The sequence below is a fragment of the Halorubrum sp. Hd13 genome, assembly GCF_002252755.1.
Taxonomy (GTDB): Archaea; Halobacteriota; Halobacteria; order Halobacteriales; family Haloferacaceae; genus Halorubrum.
This window is the reverse complement of record NZ_NHOY01000069.1, coordinates 36,948-54,912: the sequence shown is the minus strand read 5'-3', so window position 1 is coordinate 54,912 and position 17,965 is coordinate 36,948. Positions and strand designations below refer to the sequence as shown.

Annotated in this window: 16 protein-coding genes; 7 read left to right on the top strand and 9 right to left on the bottom strand. The window is 70.7% G+C overall.

What is annotated here, in order from left to right; genetic code table 11:
* Positions 1-48 precede the first annotated feature (48 nt).
* From DJ81_RS09335 to DJ81_RS09325, 3 genes are all read left to right on the top strand, one after another.
* Positions 49-612, top strand: a complete 564-nt coding sequence (locus DJ81_RS09335) for a gluconate 2-dehydrogenase subunit 3 family protein (protein ID WP_094527648.1) — start codon at positions 49-51, stop codon at positions 610-612.
* A complete protein-coding gene (locus DJ81_RS09330) occupies positions 609-2,243 on the top strand; it encodes a GMC family oxidoreductase (protein WP_094527649.1) in 1,635 nt (544 codons plus the stop codon). The genes DJ81_RS09335 and DJ81_RS09330 overlap by 4 nt, the downstream gene beginning before the upstream one ends.
* A 247-nt stretch (positions 2,244-2,490) precedes the next feature.
* Positions 2,491-3,144 carry a dolichyl-phosphate hexose transferase gene (locus tag DJ81_RS09325; RefSeq protein ID WP_249269112.1) on the top strand — a complete coding sequence of 218 codons (654 nt, stop codon included), beginning with the start codon at positions 2,491-2,493 and terminating at the stop codon, positions 3,142-3,144.
* Positions 3,145-3,265: 121 nt separating this feature from the next.
* Here DJ81_RS09325 and DJ81_RS09320 read toward each other — a convergent pair whose 3' ends face one another.
* From DJ81_RS09320 to DJ81_RS09305, 4 genes are read right to left on the bottom strand one after another with little or no spacing between them, the layout of a single operon-like run.
* A complete protein-coding gene (locus tag DJ81_RS09320; protein WP_094527650.1) occupies positions 3,266-5,500 on the bottom strand; it encodes a glycosyltransferase family 39 protein in 2,235 nt (744 codons plus the stop codon).
* A 16-nt stretch (positions 5,501-5,516) separates the two neighbouring features.
* Positions 5,517-6,650, bottom strand: a complete 1,134-nt coding sequence (locus DJ81_RS09315; RefSeq protein ID WP_094527651.1) for an extracellular solute-binding protein — start codon at positions 6,648-6,650, stop codon at positions 5,517-5,519.
* 39 nt (positions 6,651-6,689) lie between these two features.
* On the bottom strand, positions 6,690-7,871 hold the full coding sequence (locus tag DJ81_RS09310; RefSeq protein ID WP_094525456.1) for an alpha-1 4-glucan-protein synthase: 1,182 nt from the start codon (positions 7,869-7,871) through the stop codon (positions 6,690-6,692).
* Positions 7,872-7,893: 22 nt separating this feature from the next.
* The gene (locus tag DJ81_RS09305; protein WP_094589416.1) at positions 7,894-9,081 is read right to left on the bottom strand and encodes a lysylphosphatidylglycerol synthase transmembrane domain-containing protein; all 1,188 of its coding nucleotides are present in this window, start codon (positions 9,079-9,081) and stop codon (positions 7,894-7,896) included.
* A gap of 230 nt (positions 9,082-9,311) precedes the next feature.
* Between DJ81_RS09305 and DJ81_RS09300 the strand changes: the two genes are divergently transcribed.
* Together DJ81_RS09300 and DJ81_RS09295 are read left to right on the top strand one after the other, a co-directional pair.
* Complete coding sequence (locus DJ81_RS09300; protein ID WP_094525454.1) at positions 9,312-9,584, top strand: hypothetical protein; 273 nt, start codon at positions 9,312-9,314, stop codon at positions 9,582-9,584.
* 58 nt (positions 9,585-9,642) lie between these two features.
* Complete coding sequence (locus tag DJ81_RS09295) at positions 9,643-10,203, top strand: rhomboid family intramembrane serine protease (protein ID WP_094589414.1); 561 nt, start codon at positions 9,643-9,645, stop codon at positions 10,201-10,203.
* A gap of 77 nt (positions 10,204-10,280) precedes the next feature.
* On the opposite strand, the gene rpsJ is transcribed toward DJ81_RS09295, so the two are convergent.
* The 4 genes from rpsJ to DJ81_RS09275 all read right to left on the bottom strand — a co-directional run bounded on the left by rpsJ (position 10,281) and on the right by DJ81_RS09275 (position 13,636).
* Positions 10,281-10,589: a 30S ribosomal protein S10 gene (rpsJ, locus tag DJ81_RS09290; RefSeq protein WP_004048854.1), complete on the bottom strand. Its 309-nt coding sequence runs from the start codon at positions 10,587-10,589 to the stop codon at positions 10,281-10,283.
* 3 nt (positions 10,590-10,592) lie between these two features.
* Positions 10,593-11,858, bottom strand: a complete 1,266-nt coding sequence (tuf, locus tag DJ81_RS09285) for a translation elongation factor EF-1 subunit alpha (RefSeq protein WP_094525452.1) — start codon at positions 11,856-11,858, stop codon at positions 10,593-10,595.
* 204 nt (positions 11,859-12,062) lie between these two features.
* Positions 12,063-13,049, bottom strand: coding sequence for a homoserine dehydrogenase (locus DJ81_RS09280; protein ID WP_094525451.1), 987 nt, complete (start codon positions 13,047-13,049; stop codon positions 12,063-12,065).
* On the bottom strand, positions 13,046-13,636 hold the full coding sequence (locus DJ81_RS09275) for an ACT domain-containing protein (protein WP_094525450.1): 591 nt from the start codon (positions 13,634-13,636) through the stop codon (positions 13,046-13,048). The genes DJ81_RS09280 and DJ81_RS09275 overlap by 4 nt, the downstream gene beginning before the upstream one ends.
* 351 nt (positions 13,637-13,987) lie before the next feature.
* Between DJ81_RS09275 and DJ81_RS09270 the strand changes: the two genes are divergently transcribed.
* Positions 13,988-14,677 carry a hypothetical protein gene (locus DJ81_RS09270; protein WP_094589412.1) on the top strand — a complete coding sequence of 230 codons (690 nt, stop codon included), beginning with the start codon at positions 13,988-13,990 and terminating at the stop codon, positions 14,675-14,677.
* A gap of 139 nt (positions 14,678-14,816) precedes the next feature.
* Here DJ81_RS09270 and DJ81_RS09265 read toward each other — a convergent pair whose 3' ends face one another.
* Positions 14,817-17,006, bottom strand: a complete 2,190-nt coding sequence (locus tag DJ81_RS09265) for an elongation factor EF-2 (RefSeq protein WP_094525448.1) — start codon at positions 17,004-17,006, stop codon at positions 14,817-14,819.
* Positions 17,007-17,210: 204 nt separating this feature from the next.
* Here DJ81_RS09265 and DJ81_RS09260 point away from each other — a divergent pair, with 204 nt between their 5' ends.
* Positions 17,211-17,855 (top strand): bifunctional 4-hydroxy-2-oxoglutarate aldolase/2-dehydro-3-deoxy-phosphogluconate aldolase, encoded by a 645-nt coding sequence (locus tag DJ81_RS09260; RefSeq protein ID WP_094527655.1) that lies wholly within the window; start codon positions 17,211-17,213, stop codon positions 17,853-17,855.
* Positions 17,856-17,965 lie beyond the last annotated feature (110 nt).

Here is a 17,965-nt window from a genome sequence, read left to right as displayed (position 1 = left end):
TCGATCGGGTCCGACGGATATAATAGTTTAGGGAGGCCTAAACCGAATATGGAACTGACGCGTCGCGACGCGGTGGCCGCGCTGGCCGCCGTCGGCGCGACCGGGGGGGTCGCCCTCGCGGCCCGGCGGACGAGCGACGGTCCCGGAGCCGGGGGGGACGCGGCCGACGGCGGCGAGGGGGGCGACAGCCTCCCCGACGAGGCCGTCGTCCGGGCGTCGATGACCGCGGTCGCGACGGTCCTCTATCCGAGCGAGATCGACGGCGTCGAGGCGTTCGTCGGTGGCTTCCTCGACGGGCGCCTCGACGGGTCGACCCACGCGGAGGGGGTTCGAGCCGCGGTCGGCGAACTCGACGCGGCCGCCCGCTCGTGGCACGGCGCGCCGGTCGCGGATCTCACCGAGCGCGACCGCGACAGGCTCCTCCGAGAGGTCGGCGCCGACACGGCGGCGGAGGACCCGGACGGGACGCTCGCGGAGCGGGTGCGCTACTACGTCGTCAACGAACTGCTCTTGGGGCTGTACGCCTCGCCGACGGGCGGGGAGTTGGTCGGACTGGAGAACCCGCAGGGACACCCCGGCGGGACCGAGAGCTACCGGCGGGGACCGCGATGAGCGCGGGCGACGCCCGAGGGGGAGGGACCGATCGCGAGGCGGTCCGCGACATCGACCGATCCCCCGTCGCGAACGCGGACGTCTGCGTCGTCGGCGCCGGTCCCGCGGGCGCGCTCGTCGCCGACCGGCTGGCCGCGGACCGCGAGATCGTGGTCCTCGACGCGGGGCCCCGATTCGACCCCGCCGACCGACTCGCGCGGCAGGAGCGGGCGATCCGCCCGAGTTACGACCGGCCCGACGTGTGGGGCGGCGGCGGCGAGCGCGACGCCTACAGCAACGCCGGCGAGCGGTTCTACCCGTTGAACCACGCCCGCGTCAAGGGGGTCGGCGGGTCGACGCTCCACTGGCAGGGGATGGTGATGCGGCTCCACGAGGACGACTTCGCCTCCGAGACGGCGCGCGGCGTCGGCGCGGACTGGCCGATCGACTACGCCGACCTCCGGCCGTACTACGCCGAGGCCGAGCGCGAGCTGGGCGTCGCCGGCGCCTCGGACAACCCCTACGCGCCGCCGCGCGAGGAGCCGCACCCGATGCCGGCGTTCGAGCCCTCCTACAGCGACTCGCTGTTCGCGGAGGCGTGCGAGGAGCTGGGGATCGACATGCACTCGGTGCCGAACGCGCGCAACTCGGAGCCGTACGACGACCGCTCCGCCTGCGTCGGCTACGGCACCTGCCAGCCCGTCTGCCCGGCGGGCGCGAAGTACGACGCGACCGTCCACGCCGAGCGCGCGGAGGAGCGGGGCGCGACCGTGATCGACCGCGCGCCCGTCCAGCGGCTGGAGCACGACGCCGACCGCGTCACGGCCGCGGTGTACGCGACGCCAGACGGCGAGGAGCACAGGCAGGCGGCCGACGCGTTCGTCGTCGCCTGCGGCGGCGTGGAGACGCCGCGGCTCCTCCTCCTCTCGGAGTCCGACGACTACCCCGACGGCCTGGCGAACTCCAGCGGGACGGTCGGGAAGTTCTTCATGGACCACCTGTTCGCGGGCGTCGGCGGCACCCTCGACGAGCCGACGCGCCAGAACCACGTCGGGTTCTACACCAGCGCCTGCGACCAGTTCTACGACGAGGCCGACGCGCAGACCGCCCCGTTCAAGCTGGAGTTCTTCAACTACGCCGGGCCCTCGCCCGTCGAGATGGCGCTGACCGGCGACGACTGGGGGGACGCCCTCTTAGAGCGGCTCCGCGACGGCTACGGCACTCACGTGGCGATGGGCGGACTCGTCGAGCAGCTCCCCCGGTCGGACAGCTACGTGACGCTCGATTCCGACCGCACCGACGGTCACGGCAACCCGGTCCCGGAGATCCACTGGCGCGTCGGCGACCGGGCGCTCCGGACCGTCGAGCGCGCCAACGAGATCCAGCGGTCGGTCCTCGAGGAGCTGGGCGCGGAGATCGAGTGGGTCGCCGGCCCCGACGCGACCGGCCCCGCCTACCATCACATGGGCACGACCCGCATGAGCGACGACCCCGAGGCGGGCGTCGTCGACGCCGACTGCCGAACCCACGACCTGGACAACTGCTGGATCGCGTCCAGCTCGGTGTTCCCCACGGGCGGCGCGATGAACCCCACGCTCACGATCGCCGCGCTGGCGCTGCGCGTCGCCGACGACGTCGAGCGCCGGTTCTGACTCTGTTTTAGGCAAACCTAAAAGCTCAAGTGGGTGGGGCGACCCGTACGAGGTAATGAGCGGATCACTCAGCGCGAACGGGTCGGCCGCCGAGGTCGACGAGACGGGGGACGATGCGGCGACAGACGGCGATGCGACCCCCGACGGCGACGCGGCGACCGCCGACGGCGACGCGACCTCCAACGGCGACACGGCGACCGCCGCCGACGACGCCGAGCACTACACCTTCGACGACGTCAGCGTCGTGATGGGGACGTACAACGAAGAGGAGGCGATCGCGACGGTCCTCGACGACATCGACGAGGTCACCGGCGGACGCGCCGAGGTCGTCTGCGTCGACGGCTCCTCGGACCGGACCCCGGAGATCGCCCGCGAGCACGGCGCGACGGTGATCGAGCAGGAGCCGCAGGGATACGGCGTCGCCGTCCGCGAGGCGATCCTCGCGCCCGACCGTCCGGTCGTCGTCACGACCGACTGCGACGACACCTACCCGATGGAGGCGCTCCCGGAGTTCCTCGAGGCGATCAACGACGGCGCCGACGTCGTCAGCGGCGACCGGCTCTACCACGGCGCGAAGGCGATGCCGGCGTTCAATCGCCTCGGCAACCACGCGTTCGCGCTCCTCGCGTCGGTCCTGATGGGCGAGCGCGTCCGCGACACCACCACCGGGATGCGCGCGTACCGCCGCGACGTCGTCGAGGGCATCGAGTGGACCGAGAACACCGGCCTCTCCGCCGAGCTCCTCATCCGCCCGCTGATGCGCGGCCGCGACGTGCGCGAGCGCCCGATCGACTACGCCGAGCGCCTCGGCGAGACGAAGCTCGACCCGATCGAGGGCGGCGCCGCCATCGCCAAGTCGATCGTGACGGTGTGCGTCGAAGAGCGGCTGCGGCGGCTCTGAGGCCGCGCAGAGCGTCGCGGACGCCGGACGGCGGTCCGGACGGACGCTGTGGGCACAGCGGACCGCCGCCGGCGGCGTTTTCGAAACCGCGAGCGACGGCCACGAATTATAAGCGGTCAGCTCACGTTGCCTCGCTCGCTTCGGCGTCCGTCTCGAAGGCAACCCACTCGGCGTGGGCGTCCGGGTCGTCGGGCAGATACGTCTCCTCCGATCCGCACGCGACCGCGAGCCGGCAGACGGAGCGCTCCGGGGGCCAGATCGCCTCGACCGTCCCCTCGTCCGTCGCCCGGACCGTCGCCTCCTGCCGGTAGGTGAACGTCGAGCCCGCGGGGTCGACGAGCGTCACCGTCACGATCACCTCGTCGCCCGCGGGGTCGATCGGGGCGGTCGCGTTCGGCGCGCCGGCCAACCGCGCGCCGGCGGGCGTCAGCGACCAGTCGACCGTCAGCGAGCCGTCGGGATCGCGCACGCCGTACTCGGCGTCCCCGTCGCCGCGCGCGGTCTCCAGTCGAACGACCGCGCGCTGGACGCGGTCGGGCACGCCGACGGTCGTCTCCGCGCCGACCCGCGACCCCTCCCGGACGTCGAGCGGTTCGAGCTTCGGGGTGACGTGCCGGGTCGGGTCCGGCGTCCACTCGCCCCGGTACGCGTAGCGGTGGAACTCGCGGTCGGGGTACGCGTCGATCACCGCGAAGTCCTCGACCGGGTCGCGGTCGAGCGCGTACACGACCGGCCCGTCCAGCCCGGGCTCGTTCCGGAGCGCCTGAAACGGGTGGCCGAGCCACTCGCCGTACGGCGTGGGGACGAACACGAGGTCGTCGTCGAACTCGGCCGTCTCGATCGGCGCGTAGGCCGTCTCGTACTTCTCGGCGTGCGACGCGTGCCGGTCGAGCGGCGCCTCGGCCGCGGCCGCCGCGCCGAGCGCCCCGCCGAGGACCGCGATGACGGCGAGCGCGGCGACGACCGCCCGCGCGGTTCCCGGCGTGACGCGGGACGCGAGCCGCGCGCGGAGCCGGGAGAGCCCCCGCCCGCCGGCGACGACGGCGACGCCGGCGAAGAGCGACAGCGGGACGAGGAGGTCGAAGTGGTAGAACGGCCCGAAGCCGGCGACCAGCCCGTCCGTCGGATCCGAGAGCGTCGCGAGGAGGTTGTTCGTCCCCCAGAAGAAGAGGTTGCCGACGACGACGGAGCCGGCGACGCCGGCGACCAAGACTCCGGCGGTGCGCTCGAATCGAGCGTCGCCACCGGACCCGAGCGCGCCCCGCCCCGACAGCCACCCGCGCGCCGCCAGTCCGCCGCCGGCGAGCGCGAGCAGCGTCCCGAGCGGCCCGGCGACGACCCACCGCGTGGCGAGGTACCACAGCGCATATCCGTTCGATCGAAGCGCCAGTTCGGGCGTGTACTCCTCGCTGTGGCCGAGGATCCGGCGCTCGCCGAATCCGGGGCCGTCCATCGGCGCGAACGCCTCGTAGGGGAAGGTCAGCGGGGAGCCGGTCATCCGGAGGTTGTACGCGAGGGTGACCCCGACGAACAGCGTCCCGAACAGGGCGGTGAGGCCGTGGCGACGGACCGTGCCGGGGAGCCGGAGCGACGGACTCCCGACGTCCCGGACCGCGACGACCTCTCGGGTCGCGACGACCGCCCTGACCGCGGCGACGGTCCGGACGAGCGCGTGCAGGATGAACGGCGCCGCGAACAGCACCGCCGTGTACGGCCGGGCGAAGAAGGCGAGCCCGATCGCGACGCCCGCGAGCCCCGCGAGCGGGAGCGACCGGTCGCGGACGCTCCGGAGATACGCGACCGCGAACAGGAGGTTCAGGAACGTCGTCGGCGCGTACGGGAGGAACACCGAGGAGGTGACGAGCGCCAGCGGCGAGGCGACGAAGCAGACGGCGGCGGCAAGACCCACCCGCCGCTCGAATATCGTCGACCCGAGCAGGTACACGAGCGCCGCGTTACCGGCGGCGACCGCCGCGAGCGTCACCCGCGGCTCGCCGAACAGCGCCATCGAGACGGCGTACATCGCGGCGGGGACGGGGTTGTACTTCGGGTAGAGCCGCCCGCCGTCCTCGATGAAGAACCACGGCTGGACGGCGTCGGCCAGCGCGCCGGCGTGGATCTCGAGCTGGCCGGAGAGCAGCAGCGCGGCCTGCGTGAGGTACACCGCCTCGTCGTGGTTGACGGAGTGGTAGCGGAACAGCGTCGCGGCGACGAGGAAGGTGACCGCCCCCGTCGCGGCGGTGAGGAGGGCGGCCGCCAGCGTCAGGCGGTCCGCCTCGGCCAGCCGGACGCGGGCGCCGCTCGCGAGGCGGCGGGCGAGCCGGCGGGGACGGCGGAGGGCCGGAGGAGAGGCCACGGGCGGCGGCGCGGACCTACACCTCGACGCCGGCCTCGCGCATGAGGTCGATCGTCGGTTCGAGGTCGGACAGCTGCGTCAGGTCGATGTCGGGGACGTCGAGCTCGTCGATCGAGGGGAGGTCCCCGATCGGCTCCACGTCGGGGATGAGGGGGTACTCGAACGTCGTCCGGGCGAAGTAGTCCTGCGCCTCGGCCGACAGCAGGTGGCGGACGAAGTTCTGGGCGAGGGTCGCGTCGCTCGCCGTGTCGATGACCGCGGCGCCGGCGACGTTGAACACCGCGCCGGCGTCGCCGCTCGTGAACGCGGTGCCGATCGACGCGTCGGGGTTGCCGTCGAGGACGCGCTGAATGTAGTAGTGGTTCGTGAACGCCGCGTCGATCTCGCCGTCGGCGATCGCCTGACAGGCGGCGAACTCGTCGGGGTAGCTGCTGATGCCTGACTCGACGACAGACTCCAGCCAGTCGAGCGTCGCCTCCTCGCCCTCGATGAGCCGCATCGCGGTGACGAAGGCCTGACAGGAGCCGTACGAGGGCGCCCAGCCGAGGGTGCCGGCGAACTCCTCCGGGTAGGCCATGACGTCGTCGGGGAGGTCCCCCTCGGAGAACTCCTCGGTGTTGTACGGAACGGTGCGGGCGCGACCGGACGTGCCGATCCACTGCTCGGTGCGGAACTCCGATCGGATCATATCGGTGATCTCCGAGGGAAGCGCCTGCGTGCGTCCCTCGTCGGCCAGCGCGCCGAGCGACCCGGCGTTCACCGAGTAGAACACGTCGGCCGGCGACCCGTCGCCCTCGTTGGCGATCTGGTTGACGAGGTCGGTGGAGCCGCCGTACCTGACGGTCAGGTCGAAGCCGTCGTACTGGTCGTCGATGTACTCGACGAGCTCGCCGACGAGGAACTCCCCGCGGCCGGAGTAGACCGTGAGCTCGCCCTCCAGGTCGGGCATCTCGGCGATGGGGGTGCCGCCGGGGGCCCCGCGCCCCGCGCGGCCGGAGCCGATCTGTCCGATCGACCCCTCGGCGTCGCCGTCGCCGTCACCGTCGCCGTCGTCGCCGCCCATGCAACCCGCGATCCCGGCCGCGCCGAGGGCGCCCGTCGCCGCGAGGAACCGCCGGCGGTCCACGTCGTCTGAGAAGTGCTGAGTCATGTGTTTTAGGCTAACCTAAATCGACTTAGTGGTGTCGGTTCAGTCGTCCGCGACCGCCGGCGCCCGGCGGATCGCGTCGAGGCAGTCGAGCCAATCGCGCATGTGTTCGCCGACGTGGGTGAAGAACGCACCGTTCCGGTACTCCTCGAACTCGCCGTCGGCCAGTCGGTCGGCCATCGCGGCGTACACGGCGGCGTAGTCGCCGGCGTCCGCCCCCGCGTCGTCGATGAGCTCCCAGAGGTGCTCGTTCAGCTCCAGCCCGGCGACCTCGTTGTGGAGGTCGTCGAACGTCGAGCGGGCGGCTTTGTTGTGCTCGCAGAGGGGCCGGCCGTTGTAGATCCGCTTGCCGAGCACGTCGCAGGCGCGCTTGAGGAACACGCCGCTCCAGATGTCGTCGAAGCGGCCCACGTCCCACTCGTTGTCGTCCATCGGGAGCTGGTAGAACGCGGGGATCACCTCGCGGCGGAACGCAAGGTTCATCGAGCAGACGGTGAGGTAGTTGCCGCGCGCGGCGACGAAGTCCCCGCCGAAGTCGTCGGCGGTCGTCCGGGTCTGCGCCTGGCCCTCCAAGTCGCCGTCCATCAGGATCCGGACCGCGTCGAGGTCGGGGACGTTCGTCCACAGTCCCTGCGAGGCGACGACCTCGCCCGCCTCGATCTCGGCCGTGCCCGTTTCGACCGTCTCGTCCATCGCCGAGTACGGGTAGCCGCGGGGGTAGAGCCCGTGCTCGTCGGCGTTCTGATAGAGGACGTTCACCCAGCTCTCGTCGGAGCCGACGGACTCGATCGAACCCTCGAACGCGAGGTTCTCCATGTGGCGCCCGAAGTAGTCCTCGTCGTCGTGCGGGAGCGTGTCGTCGTCGATGAACAGGCCGTACTCGAAGGCGTCGTCGGCCCACATGTAGAGCAGTCCGAAGCTCGTCTCGGCGTGGCTGGCGGCCGGGACGACGTGGCCGTACTCCGCGACGCCGTTGGCCTCGTACCACTCCTCGCGGCGGCTGCCGTCGAACACTTCGCCGGAGACGTCGAGGTCGTCCAGCATCGCGCGCATCTCGTCGACGTCACAGAAGTCCTCTGTGACGAGCACGAAGTGGAGCCGGGAGACGTCGAACCCGTGCTCTCGGGCGTTCGCGACGTACTCGCGGAGGCACTCGTACTCTCGGATCGTAGGGACGATCACGCAGATGTCCCCGCTCGCGGCGGCTGAGCGGCGTTTTTCCATACACCGAGGTTTTTAGGCTAACCTAAAAATCTGGCGGTCCGGCGCTCGGCGACTCTCCCTCGTCGGCCGCTTCCGGTCCGTCAGCGGGGATTCCCCCGTCGGCCTTCGCCGGGGGAGCCGGCTCGTCGCCCGTCGTCGGCCCGGCCGTCGGCGAGAGGCCGAGCGCGAGCGCCGCGACTCCGCCGCCGGCGAGCGTGACGGCGTTCTTCAGCGCGTGGTCGAGGATCGCCGCCGCGAGCGCCGTCTCGACGGGCAGCCCGGTCGCGCTCACGACGAGGCCGGTGAACGCCGCCTCGTACAGCCCGATCCCGCCCTGCGAGAGCGGGAGCACCTTCGCGAGGTTGCCGACGCTGACCGCGAGCGTCCCGACGACGAGCAGCGTCGGCGCCGGGACGGGCCCGCCGAGTCCGCCCACGAGCGCGGCGAGCACGAGCACCGCCGTGAGGACGTCGAGCGCCCAGATCCCGAGGCTCCAGAGGAACACCGCGCCGAGGCGCCGGGGATCGGCGGCGACGACGCGGACGGACGCGCCGAACCGGACGGCGGCGTCGACGGCCCCCGCGAGTCGCGATCCGGATACGCGGTCGCGGAGCGCGCGGCCGAACCGCCGGTCGCTCCGGGCGACCGCGACGGTCGCGACCGAGAGCACCGCGGCGACGACCGCGATACCGGCCGCGGCCGCGAGCGCGGTCGACGGCGCGACGGCGCCGACGGACGCTCCCGACCCGGGCGACCGACCGGTCAGAAACAGGAGCGCGAGCGCGACGCCGCCCAGGGCGCCGATCGCCACGAGGTCGAACGCGCGCTCGACGGCCAGCGAGGCGACGCCGGTCGGGTACGGCACGTCCCGGCGCTCCTTGAGCAGGTACGCGCGGACGCCGTCCCCGGCCCGCGCCGGAACGGCGAGGTTCGCGGTCTGGCTGGCGAACACGGTCGCCGTGAGGAAGCCGGTCCGGCAGCGCCGGCCCATCGCCGCGAGCACGTCGCCGTACCGCCGCCCCCTGAGCGGCCACGAGAGCAGGTAGACGCCGAGCGCGGCGGCGAGGAGCGTCGTGTCCGCCGCCGTCACCGCGCCGACCACCGCGTCCGCGTCGAGGCTCCGAGCGATGATCGCCGCGCTGAGCCCGACGACGAAGAGCGTCCCGACGAGGGTGAGTCGCTTCCGCGAGAGCTCGGCGCGGAGCCGCGCCCGGAGGCCGGCCTCGGTCACGGCCGCGACCCCCGGCGTCGGGCCGTTCGGAACCGACCGGCTCTCTCACCGGTCCGCGGGCGTTCGAGGCGCCGTTCGACGGTCATGCGTTGATTTAGGTTGCCCTAAAACATATAACGCTGACGGTTCGGCGACCGTGTGCGACCGCCGCCACGGGACGGACCGGACCGCGTTCCCGCGAACTGCCGACTGCCGAAAAGCGCTTTTGTGCGTCTATCAAAATATCACACATGTCCGACTCCGTCCGAATGTGGCTCGTCGAGCGGACGTACTCCGACGACGAGCAGAACATGGTGATCCTCACTTACGCCACGCCCGACGGCAAACGCTACTTCCGGAAGGAGCGCGCCCTCACCTCCTTCACCGACGTCCGGGACACCACCGCCGCGGTCGACGCCGACCCGGAGAACGTCGGGAGCGTCGACGACCCCGCCGAACGCGAACGGTACGCGGCCGAGGCCGACCGCATGGCGGCGGCTCACGCTCCGGACGACGTGATCTGACCGACGCGATCCGACCGACGCGGCCGCGCTTAAGTCGGTCCGGCGTGAAGTCCCGTCGATGCGGGCCACCTTGGAAACCCTCGCGGCCGCCGCGCTCGTCGGAGTCGTGCAGGGCGCACTGCGCCTCGTCGGCCTCGCCGGGCTCCTCGCGCTGTCGACCCCGCTCTCGCTGGCGCCCTGGACGGTCGTCACCAGCGTATACGCGCACGGGTCGGTCGGCCACCTGCTGGCGAACGGCCTCGCGCTGCTCCTCGTCGGCCCCCTCGTCGAGCGCCGGACGACGCGACTGCGGTTCCACGCGTTCGTGGTGACGACCGGGGCGGTCGCCGGGATCGCGCAGGTGATGCTCGGCGGGCTGATCGGTCCGCCGACCGCCGTGTTGGGGCTGAGCGGCGCCGTCTTCGCGCTCGGCGGCTACCTTCTCGCCGGCAACGTCGTGACCGCGACGCTGTTCGACCGACTGCGGCTCCCGCCGCGCGCGCAGTTCGCGCTGTTCGGGCTCGCCGCCGTCGCGCTCACCGTGACGACCGCGGCGCCCGGCGTCGCGCTGATCGCTCACGCCGTCGGCGCGTTCTGCGGCCTCCTCTCGGGACGAGCCGGACTGCTGGACGTTCGGTGACGCGAGTGGAGAGGAGACCGCGGCGCCGTCGCTGGCGGCGGTAGAAAATGCGGAGAGAGCGAAATACGCCCTAGCGCTTAGTCTTCGAGAACGATCTCGATGCTGACGTCGTTCGGCACTTGGACGCGCATGAGCTGGCGGAGCGCGCGTTCGTCGGCGTCGATGTCGATCAGACGCTTGTGGACGCGCATCTCCCAGTGCTCCCACGTCGCCGTCCCCTCACCGTCCGGGGACTTTCGCGACGGGATCTCGAGCGTCTTCGTCGGCAGCGGGATCGGGCCCGACAGGGCGACCCCCGTCGAGTCCGCGATCTCGCGGACGTCGTCGCAGATGTCGTCGAGGTCCTCGGGGCTCGTGCCGGCGAGGCGGACGCGTGCCTGCTGCATCGATTATCGCTCGTTGACTTCGAGCACCTTGCCGGCCGCGATGGTCTGACCCATGTCGCGGATGGCGAAGCTGCCGAGTTCCGGGATCTCGCCGGACGGCTCGATGCTGAGCGGCTTTTGCGGGCGCACGGTGACGACCGCGGCGTCGCCGGACTTGATGAAGTCCGGGTTCTCCTCGGCGACCTCACCGGACGACGGGTCGATCTTCTGGTCGATCGACTCGATCGTACAGGCGACCTGCGCCGTGTGGGCGTGGAAGACGGGCGTGTACCCGGCCGTGATGACCGACGGGTGCTGCATGACGACGACCTGCGCCTTGAACGTCTCGGCGACGCTCGGCGGGTCGTCGGCGGGGCCACAGACGTCGCCGCGACGGATGTCGTCCTTGCCGATGCCGCGGACGTTGAACCCGACGTTGTCGCCGGGCTCGGCCTTGGGCACCTCTTCGTGGTGCATCTCGACCGTCTTCACCTCGCCGCCCACGTCGGACGGCTGGAAGGAGACGTTGTCGCCGGTGTTGAGGATCCCGGTCTCGACGCGTCCCACGGGGACGGTCCCGATACCAGAGATGGTGTACACGTCCTGGATGGGGAGTCGGAGCGGCGCGTCCGTCGGCGGCTCGGACTCCGGCAGGTCGTTGAGCGACTCCAGCAGGGTGGGGCCGTCGTACCAGGGAGTGTTCTCGGAGTCCTCGGAGACGTTGTCGCCCTCGAACGCGGAGATCGGCACGAATGTCGTGTCGTCGGTCGCGAAGCGGACCTGGTTGAGCAGGTTCTTGACCTCCTCGATGACCTCGTTGTAGGTGGACTCCTGGTAGTCGACCAGGTCCATCTTGTTGACGCCGATGATGAGCTCGTTGATGCCCAGCGTGCGGGCCAGGAACACGTGCTCTCGGGTCTGGGGCGCGACGCCGTCGTCGGCCGCGACGACGAGCACCGCGTTGTCGGCCTGCGAGGCGCCCGTGATCATGTTCTTCACGAAGTCACGGTGGCCCGGGCAGTCGACGATGGTGAAGTAGTAGTTGTCCGTGTCGAACTCCTGGTGGGCGATGTCGATCGTGACGCCGCGCTCGCGCTCCTCGGCGAGGTTGTCCATCACGTAGGCGAACTCGAAGCCGCCCTTGCCCTTCTCTTCGGCTTCCTCGCGGTGCTGCTCGATTACGTGCTCGGGGACGCTCCCCGTCTCGAAGAGGAGGCGACCCACGAGCGTACTCTTGCCGTGGTCGACGTGGCCGATAATGGCCAGGTTCTGGTGCGGTTTGTCACTCATGGGGTAATCACGCGCTAAGGCGCTCTGTGAGTAAGTTTCGGTTGATTCCACTAAAACGGTTTCGATACGGTTCACAGGCCATCGCGACGCAGTCAGGCGATTCTCGACAACGCGGGGCACGTCAGCGGGACACACGGTAGGGGTCCCGGTCACGCGGTTCGACTGCGAGAGGGTCGGTCGTCCCCCGAAACGGGGTGAAAATCGCTACTCCAGTCGCCCGACATCCCCGAGCACCGCGCTGGCGGTCTCCGGGCCGCCGGCGCCGCGTCCCGAGATGTTGAGCCGACCCGCGTGCGAGGTCTCGATCTGGACGATGTTCTGGGTGCCCGAGACCGCGAGCGTCCCGTTCTCGGGGACGAGCCGCGGGGCGACCCGGACCGTCTCGCCGGTCGCCTCGCCGATGAGCCGGACCGTCCGGCCGTCCTCGGCGGCGAGCCGGAGCGCCGAGCCGGGGACGTCGCGGATCCCGGAGACGTCGGCGTCCTCGAGCGTGAACTCGCGAGCGTCGGCCGGGTCGTCGGCCGCGCCGAACGAGAGCACGTTCGCGAGGATGACGCACTTCAGCGCCGCGTCGGTCCCGTCGACGTCGAAGGAGGGGTCCGCCTCGGCGACGCCGAGGTCCTGCGCCTCCGCGAGCACGTGCTCGTAGTCGAGCCCCTCCGCGGCCATCCGCGTGAGGATGAAGTTGGCCGTCCCGTTGAGCACGCCGCGCACCGCCGTGACGTGGCCGGGCTCGATGTCCTCGACGGTCGAGACCGCCGGAATCGCGCCGCCGACTGTGGCCTCGAACCGGATCTCGCCCGCGCTGTCGGCGACGGCCGCCCGCAGGTCGCCGAAGCGCTCCGCGACCGGGCCCTTGTTCGCGAGCACGGCGTGGCGGTCGCGCTCCAAGGCGCGAGTCACGTGCGAGAAGCCGGGCTCAGCGTCGCCCAGCGTCGTCGGCGTCGCCTCGACGAGGACGTCGTAGTCGGCCGCCAGCGCGTCCGCGGGGTCGGCGTCGCCGACGATCCCCCGCTCCGCCTTCCGGGCCACCACGGCGTCGGGGTCGACGCCGGCGTCCCGGCCGCCCGTCCCGTCCGCGACGACCGCCGTCGAGGAGTCCGCGACGGCGACGACCTCGTGGCCGTACTCGCTCGCGAGGTCGACGACGGAGCGCCCGACCGCGCCCGCGCCGATGACGGCGAGTCTCACGCCTCCACCCCCGTGAGCGGCTCGACCAGGCGCAGCTCCTTCTCCTCGGCCAGCTCCCGGACCGCCGCGAGCGCGGCCTCCGTCTCGCCGGCGCGGGCCTCCAGGCGGAGCCGAGCGCTCGACGCCTCCTCGGTCCCCTGCGGCGCCGCGAGCGACACGTCGGCGACCGACGCCGACGCGCAGGCCTCGATCCGGGAGAGCGTGTCGGAGAGGTCGGTGTCGATGAGGTGGCCGAACAGGAGCAGCGTCACCTCCTCGGCGTACCGCTCCGTCCCCGCCTGCATCACGTTCACGCCCTCGCTCCGGAGCGCCTCGACGATCCCCTCGAAGCGCTCTTGCGTCGCCTCGAAGTCGACCTCGACCGGGATTCGGCCCCGGGGCGTCTTGTTCCCCCGCTCGTGGTAGATCGAGAGGAGGTTCCCGCCGTTGTCGGCGATCGGCCGGAGGGCGGCGAGCAGCTGTCCGGGCTCGTCGACGAGTTCGAGCCGCACCGTGTGCGTCGACGGCGTCGCCGAGGCGTGCCCCCCGTCGGGGCTGGCGTCGTCGTCCGCCGCCTCCTCGGGAGCGCCGTCGCGGTCGTCGCTCACGCCGCCACCTCCGTGCGGCGCGCCGAGGCGGGTGGAGCAATTACTCCTGCGATCGCGATCCGGCACGGTCCTGTCGGCGACGCGGAGCGGTCGCTTGGTGGCTCCGTCGCGATGCGCCGAGCGGGAGTCGTGCCCGTCTGCATACCCGAAAGGAGTCGGGGGATCGGGTATAAGCCTTCGGCGATGGCAGGCGTTGCCTCGCCCGCCTCCGTGTGAACGAACCGCACGGGGGCGGCGGGGACGGTTCGACGGGGAGAGACGTGTTCGGTCGAGATCCGCGGGTACGGTGGGCGTTTCAGTCTCGAAACAGGCAAAAGACATTTTCGGACGGCAGCGGTATCGTCCGCGCTGATGCCCTCCACCGACAGAGGATCGGGTCCGACCGCCACCGACAGGCGGCCGGTTCTGAAGTACGTCGCGCTCGCGATGGCGGGATTGATCGGGGCGGATCTGGCGATGGAAACGACCGGATCGCCGGACGAATCGCCCTCGTGGGGCCCTCCCGTCGAGGGCGGGCACGGAGACTGGGCGATCATCGACGAGGACACCGATCGATTCGCCGGCGAGGGCGTCGACGCGACCCTCGTACTGACGGTGCAGGGACCGAACGACGGCTCCGACCGGTTCCACGACGGCGGGCTCCGCATCGTCAGCTACGAGGCGACCGTGGACGACGACAGTCGGGACTGGAACTACGCCCTCGGACGACCGCGCCTCTCGCTCCGTCTCAGACTGAACGGGGACGGTTCGGGAACGGTCTTCTTCTCGAACGCCAACGCCTACGGGGACACGACGGACGGGGACGTGTCCGGACGCACCGAGATCCGCCACGCGTTCGAGCCGGGGAGCGGCCGAGGAGCCGTGAATCCGATCCTGAACTACTCGGGGCCCGCCGACGGCGACGGGACCGGAGCGACCGCGACGATGGAGTCGAACGTTACCGTTCCGGTACGGAAAACGTGGCTACGGGGGATCGGCGGTCGGATCGAGGTCGGGACCCTCCGGTGCGAGATAACCGAGACGGTCACCTTCGTCGGGTGACTGCGGCCGCGAGAATCCGATCCGGATTCGGCGAGACGGCTCTCTCGGTCGCGAGGAAACGCCGCAAAATCGAAGAAGACCCCCAAACCGAAGAAGACCCCTTAACCGAAGAAAACCGCGACCGCGGGCCGACCGACGCTTAGAAGTAGTCGATCGACTGCGGCAGTTCCAGCTTCATCCCCTTGCGCTCGCGGATCTCCATTATCTTCTCGCGCTGGAGGTTGTCGACGAGGACGCGGAAGCCCGCGTTCTCGGTGTTCCACGAGGCGCGGCCCTCGGTGGCCGAGCGGATGTCGGAGGAGAAGCCGATCATCTCCTCGACGGGCGCGATGCCCTCGACGACCATGAGGTCGCCCTCCTGGTACATGTCGTCGACGCGGCCGCGGCGGCCCTGGATCTCGCCGGACGCGGCGCCCATGTGCTCCGAGGGCACGTCGATCCGGACGTCCTGGATCGGCTCCAGCAGGCGGACCTCGCCGTCGATCAGCGCGCGGTGGACCGCGTCGCGGACGGCGGGGATGACCTGCGCGGGCCCGCGGTGGATGGTGTCCTCGTGGAGCTTCGCGTCGTGCAGGCGGAACAGCGACCCCTGGACCGGCTCGGCGGCGAGCGGGCCGTCGTCGAGCGCCTCCTGGAGGCCCTCTAAGACGAGCTCCATCGTCTCGTTGAGGTGCTGAATCCCCTTCGTGTCGTCGATGAGGATGTTCGTCCGGTGGATGTCCTCGACGTTCTGGGAGGTGTCCTTGTCCATGCCGGCCTCCTGCAGCGCCTCGCGGCGCTCCAGTTCGGGCATGTCCATCGAGACCTCGCCGAGCTGGATGGCGTCGACGATGTCTTGATCCATCGGCTGGACGGTGATGTAGAACTTGTTGTGGCGGTTCGGCGAGACCCCCTCGACCTCGCGGGACGCCTCCTGGGGCTGCTCGCGGAAGACGACGATCGGTTCGCCGGTGATGACCGGGATCCCCTGGTTGTCGCGGATCCGCTGGGTGATCACTTCGAGGTGGAGCTCGCCCTGCCCGCTGATGAGGTGCTCGCCCGTGTCCTCGTTGATCTCGATCTGGATCGTCGGGTCCTCCTTCGCGACCTGCTGGAGCGTCTCGATGAGCTTCGGCAGGTCGTCCATGTTCTGCGCCTCGACGGACTTCGTGATGACCGGCTCGGAGATGTGCTCGATCGACTCGAACGGGGTCATCTCGACGGAGGAGACCGTGGAGCCGGCGATGGCGTCTCGCAGCCCGGTGACGGACGCGATGTTACCGGCCGGGACGTGCTCCACCTCCTCGCGCTCCGACCCCATGAAGAGGCCGACGCTCTGGATGCGGTTCTTGCCCGCGGTGCCGGAGACGTACAGCTCCTGGCCCTTCTCCAGCGTGCCGGAGAAGACGCGGCCCGTCGCGATCTCGCCCGCGTGCGGGTCCATCGAGATGTCGGTGACCATGAAGACGACCTCGCCGTCCTCGTCGACCATCCGCATCGTGTCGGCCAGCTCAGAGTCGGCGTCACCGCGCCAGATGCGCGGGACACGACGGGGCTGTGCGTCGACCGGGTTCGGGAAGTGCTCACAGACCATGTCGAGCACGACGTTCGACAGCGGCGTGCGCTCGTGGAGCTCGTCGCGTTTGTCGGCCTTCTCAAGGTCCATGATGTCGCCGAAGTCCATACCGGTCCGCTGCATCGACGGCATCGAGACGCCCCACTTGTACAGCGCGGAGCCGAAGCCGACGGTGCCGCCCTCGACGGAGACGGTCCAGTCCTCGGGGATGTCGTCCATGTTCTCGGCCATCCCGCGAATGAGCTCGTTGACGTCGGCGATGACGGACATCAGCCGCTCCTGCATCTCCTGGGGCCCCTCTTGGAGCTCGGAGATGAGGCGGTCGACCTTGTTGATGAACAGCGCCGGCTTCACGCCCTCGCGAAGCGCCTGCCGGAGCACCGTCTCGGTCTGGGGCATCGCGCCCTCGACGGCGTCGACGACGACCAGTGCGCCGTCGACCGCGCGCATCGCGCGGGTGACGTCGCCCCCGAAGTCGACGTGGCCGGGCGTGTCGATGAGGTTGACGAGGTGGTTCGTGTCCTCGTACTCGTGCGTCATCGAGACGTTCGCCGCGTCGATGGTGATACCGCGCTCCTGCTCGTCCTCCTTCGTGTCCATCGCGAGCTGTTCGCCCGCGGTGTCCTGGGAGATCATGCCGGCGCCGGCCAGCAGATTGTCGGAGAGGGTCGTCTTGCCGTGGTCGACGTGGGCGGCGATGGCGATGTTCCGGATGTTCTCCGGGCTGTCCATCAGCCGCTCGCACTCTTGAACGATCTTCTTGCGTCGGCCCATTATACCGTTCGTTACCGACAGCAGGGTCAAAAGGGTAGTGTTTCTCCGCGGCCGTTTCGGCGGTAGTCACCCCCGATCGCACCCGATCGCCGGCGATTTCGTGTCGATCGCTCGCATGGTTCGGGCGTGACGGAAGCCGACGACCGCCGTGCGGCCGCGACCGCCTCCACGCGGATTTAAGTGCCCGGTGAGGAACCGGGGCGTATGAACGAGACGCTCTCGCGGCTCGCCGACACCGGCGTCGTCGCGGTGCTGCGCGGAGTCGAGGCCGACCAGCTCATCGGGATCACGGAGGCGCTCCGCGAGGGCGGGGTCACCGCCGTCGAGATCACCGCGGACACGCCCGGCGTCGCCGAGAAGCTCCGCGAAGTGACGGGGTCGTTCGGCGACGAGGTGGTCGTCGGTACCGGTACCGTCCTAGACAGCGAGACCGCCCGGACCACGCTGATGGCCGGCGCGGAGTTCGTCGTCTCGCCGAGCCTCCACGAGGACGTGATCGAGACCTGCAACCGCTACGGCGCCGTGACGGCGCCCGGCGTGATGACCCCGACGGAGGCGATCCGCGGCTACGAGGCCGGCGCCGACTTCGTGAAGGTGTTCCCCGCGAAGACCGTCGGCCCGTCCCACCTCGGAGCGATGAAGGGCCCGCTCGGCCAGATCCCGATGATGCCGACCGGCGGCGTCAGCCCGGACAACGCCGGCGACTACGTCGAGGCCGGCGCGTTCGCGGTCGGCGCCGGCGGCGCCCTCGTCGACTACGACGCGGCCGAGCGCGGCGACTACGACGAGATCACCGAGACCGCCCGAGAGTTCACGCAAGTCGTCGAGGAGGCGCGGAGCGACGGCTGAGGAGCGGACCGGTTCCTCGGTCCAGTTCAGTGACATGCCATACCATGCCTGCCGAACAAGTGTGCGGAGACGCAAATACAGATGACTTCCACCCCGCCCGCTCGGCGAGA